Source organism: Phycisphaeraceae bacterium (assembly GCA_019636735.1).
Taxonomy (GTDB): Bacteria; Planctomycetota; Phycisphaerae; order Phycisphaerales; family SM1A02; genus VGXK01.
Genome location: JAHBWY010000021.1, coordinates 1 through 3,822 on the forward strand (window position 1 = coordinate 1; position 3,822 = coordinate 3,822).

At 66.1% G+C, this 3,822-nt stretch carries 4 protein-coding genes; 1 reads left to right on the forward strand and 3 read right to left on the reverse strand.

Annotation, left to right across the window (positions count from 1 at the left end; translation table 11 throughout):
• Together KF724_13770 and KF724_13775 are read right to left on the reverse strand one after the other, a co-directional pair.
• A partial coding sequence (locus KF724_13770) for a hypothetical protein (GenBank protein ID MBX3356757.1) occupies positions 1-454 on the reverse strand: 454 nt, incomplete at its 3' end.
• 56 nt (positions 455-510) lie between these two features.
• Complete coding sequence (locus tag KF724_13775) at positions 511-1,863, reverse strand: hypothetical protein (GenBank protein MBX3356758.1); 1,353 nt, start codon at positions 1,861-1,863, stop codon at positions 511-513.
• A 222-nt stretch (positions 1,864-2,085) separates the two neighbouring features.
• Here KF724_13775 and xylB point away from each other — a divergent pair, with 222 nt between their 5' ends.
• On the forward strand, positions 2,086-3,603 hold the full coding sequence (gene xylB, locus KF724_13780) for a xylulokinase (GenBank protein ID MBX3356759.1): 1,518 nt from the start codon (positions 2,086-2,088) through the stop codon (positions 3,601-3,603).
• Positions 3,604-3,609: 6 nt separating this feature from the next.
• On the opposite strand, the gene KF724_13785 is transcribed toward xylB, so the two are convergent.
• The coding region (locus tag KF724_13785) for a hypothetical protein (GenBank protein ID MBX3356760.1) at positions 3,610-3,822 on the reverse strand (213 nt) is incomplete at its 5' end.

A 3,822-nucleotide genomic window follows, 5' to 3' on the forward strand; every position in this document is an offset into this window, starting at 1 on the left:
CATTGACGAATTCATTGAAGCCGACCACATTCTGAAGCTGGAACATGCCCACGCCTGCGGCCGCCCCGGACATCACGAGGGGCCACATCACCTGGAAGTTGCCCGGCCCGCCGACTGCTGCCTCACCACATGGAAGCCAGTAGCCCCACAAGCCTGGCGGAATCATGCCCGGCCAGCCACTGCCGAACCCCAGGATCACGGACGGCGGACATCCGAAGGTGTTCACAAAGGTCTGGTAGTTGCCTCCGGCGGCGGACATGCCGTCGGGCATGTGCGTGAACTGTCGATCGCCCCACTGCGCCGCATAGGCCGAGTGCGCCACCGCGAGGGTCTTCAGGTTGCTGAGTGATGCGAGTTCGCGAGCTCGCGATCGACCAGCGCCCATCATGGCGATGAGGATTGCGACTCCCATGAGGACCACCATCAGGACAACCACGAGGTCGAGACGCGCCACGCCCGGACGGCATGAGGAGCGTGTGTGCAACTCGGAACGGTGATGAGGATTCATGTTCACTCCGTGTTCCATGCGCCAAGAAGAAGTGCAAGGTCGGCCCCGTTCACCACACCATTGCCGTCAAGATCGGCGATGTTCCCCTGTCCGGTCGCGCCCCATTGTCCAAGGAGCTGGGCGAGGTCCGCCGCATCGACCACGCCATTGCCGTCGAGGTCACCGAGAAGCGGATTGATGATCACCACACGACCAGCGCCCTGTTCGCCCCGCGCCCCGGGTGCCCCGGGAACTCCGATGACGAGGCGTGCGCCACTCATGGCCAGCGACAATCCGAAGTCCTCGTCGGCGGTTCCATCCCATCGAGCCGTTGGAATCCAGTTGGCTTGAAGGCCCGTGCCGCTGGGTCGATACCGGAAGACCGAGGCGATTCCCGCACCGTCGCTCACCGCTGCATCGGCGCCGATGAAGATCGAACCATGGCCGATGGCGACCGACCGACCGAAACCCTCGCAGAAGTCCTCGACGGGCGCAATGATCGACTCTTCGAGAATCCAGTTCCCCTCGATGAGGCGATAGGCGTAGACCATGCCGCGCGACTGGGGCGCGTCGGTGCCCGGCGCCGGTGCCCCGACGAGCAGCAGGTCGCCCTTCATGGCCAGCGACAGACCAAAGCGATCCCCTTCGGTCGGGAAAGGCGCTTGAAGCGAGGCGGCGATGCTCCACGCATCGGCCTCATCGCGGTGCATGAGGTGCACGACTCCAGAGAGCGGCAGGTCACCGTGCACGAGCGTGGCGCTGGCCGCCGCCCACGGCCCGCTGATGGCGACGACCTGTCCGAAGCCCCGTTGAACCGGGAAGTCCGGCGCGTCGATGAAGGTGCCTTCCACAATGCCACCGCCGGAGTCATGGAAGAAGCGAACCCGCCCCTCGCTGGGATTCGCTGGCGGCGGGCTGGGCCGCCTGCCGGGCGAACTGACGATGACCCAGCCCTGATCGGCGGCCACCGCGCGCCCGAACCAGTGGTTCGCCGTTGTCTCATTGACGAAGGCCAGCGGCTGCAACTCGCCGAGAGGGGAGAGCCGAAAGAAGTCCACCCCTCCACGCATCGTCGTGGCCTGTGTGAGGAGCTGGGCTCTTCCCGGAGCACCCACCACCAACAGGTCTCCATCGAGCGCGAACGAGATGCCATAGAGGGCTCCAAAGTAGTCGGAGCCCAACTGGTCGGCAGGAGCCCAGAGATCCCCGTCATTGCGATAGACATTGACCCGGCCCTGCAGCGATGGAAGGCGAGCGATGACGCCGCTGACCATGAACTGACCGCTCGCCGCCACCGCGGTGCCGAAGAAGTCGAACGGAACCGGATCCGCGAGCATCACTTCCTGCGCCGCAATGGCCGGCCTTGGTCCGAACATGGCGACACATCCAACCACGGCGACGACGGCGCCACCCCGAATTGCCCCGCTCCTCGTGTTTCTGGATGCATTCCACATGATCTCGAATGTACGCAGATCGCGCAGGACCGAGCGCCTGAAGGTCCAACTTCATGAAAGTTCCGCTTCTGGTGTACCCCCGCGCTGCCAGGCGACCATCGTCACAGCGTCGCACGGTGAGCCGCCGAGTAGCATCCCCGGCCCGTGGCCAATCTCCTTCTCGGTGTCGATGTCGGGACCAGTGCCACCAAGTGCGTCCTGATTGACGACTCGGGCCGCGAACTTGCGGCCGCACAGCAGGGTTACGCATTCGACACGCCGCGACCAGGTTGGGCCGAGCAGGATCCGCACACCTGGTGGCTTTCGGCAGTAGCGGCCATTCGGCAGGTGCTCGAGCGCTCGCAGGCTGAACCGCGAGACATCGTCGGCATCGGGCTCACCGGTCAGATGCACGGGCTGGTGCTGCTCGACAGCGCCGGCCAGGCGCTTCGGCCCTGCATCATGTGGAACGATCAGCGCTCGGCGGCGGAGTGCGATCGCATTGAGCGCGAGATCGGGCTTGCGTCGCTCCTTGCATGGACCGGCAATCGACTCCTCCCCGGGTTCACCGCACCGAAGATCGCGTGGGTGCGCGCCAATGAGCCGGAGATCTGGTCGCGGGTGCGGCACATCCTGCTGCCCAAGGACTACCTGCGATTCAAGCTCTCGGGAACGGCGGCGACCGATGCGAGCGACGCGAGCGGCACGCTGCTCTTCGACTGCGCTCAGCGCCGCTGGAGCGATCCGATGATCGCCTCGCTCGGCATCGATCGAGGAATGCTGCCGCGCGTCTTCGAGGGTACGGAGGTCTGCGCGACCCTCTCGGGCGAGGCGGCGCAACTCACCGGACTCCCCGAGGGCGTGCCGATTGTCGCCGGCGCGGGCGACCAGGCGGCGCAGGCCATCGGCGCCGCGCTCATCGACGAAGGCGTCGTCGGGGCCACGCTTGGCACCAGCGGGGTCATCTTCGCCGCTTCGCAGACCTTCCACGGCACCAGCGATGGTTCGCTGCACGCCTTCTGTCACGCAATTCCCGATCGTTGGCACATGATGGGCGTGATGCTCTCGGCGGCGGGCAGCCTCTCATGGTTCGCCGAATCGCTCGCGCAGGATGCGCGGCGGAGCGCCGTTGAGCGCGGCGTTGATCTCTTCGAAATGCTCTGTGCCGAGGCGGGCACCGCCCCTGCAGGGTGCGATGGGCTCACCTTTCTCCCCTATCTGAGCGGCGAGCGCACTCCGCATGCCGACCCCCATGCGCGCGGCGTCTTCGCTGGATTGAGCACGCGCCACCGCAGGCCGCACCTGGTGCGCGCGATCCTCGAGGGCGTGACTTTTGGCATGCTCGATTGCCTCGACCTGATTCGGCAGGCAGGAGTCCAAGTGCGCGAAGTGCGCCTGGGCGGCGGTGGCGCACGCAGCGCCGTGTGGCGACAGCTCTGCGCCGATGTCTTCGAGGCGCCGGTGGTCACCATGCGCACCAACGCGGGCGCCGCATTCGGCGCTGCGCTGGTGGCGGGCATCGGCTGTTCAACATTCGCTTCCGCCGAGGACGCCGTCGCACGCACGGTGACGGTCGCCGATCGCGTCGAGCCTCGCACCGATCTCGCCGCCTTCCGCACGGCGCAGCGGCGATACCGCGAGCTCTACCCAGCCCTCAAGCCGTGGTTTGCAGCCGCCCAGTGAGCCCCTCTACGGGCAGGGGTTTGGCGCACCGAGGTAGATGGCGATGTCCAATCCGTTCACAACGCCGTCGCCATTCAAGTCGAGGCAGATGTCCTGTGTGGGTCCCCAGTTGCCGAGCAGAAGCGCAAGGTCGGCACCATCCAGGACGCCGCTGAATCCCTTGGTCCCATCGGGCAGGATCGTGAGTTGATCACCAACACAGACGAGCTTGGCGGGCTT

What these genes read in the sequence shown, in the direction of transcription:
- KF724_13775 (MBX3356758.1), bottom strand. Translation starts at nt 1,863, where the DNA reads ATGTTCGGACCAAGGCCGGCCATTGCGGCGCAGGAAGTGATGCTCGCG.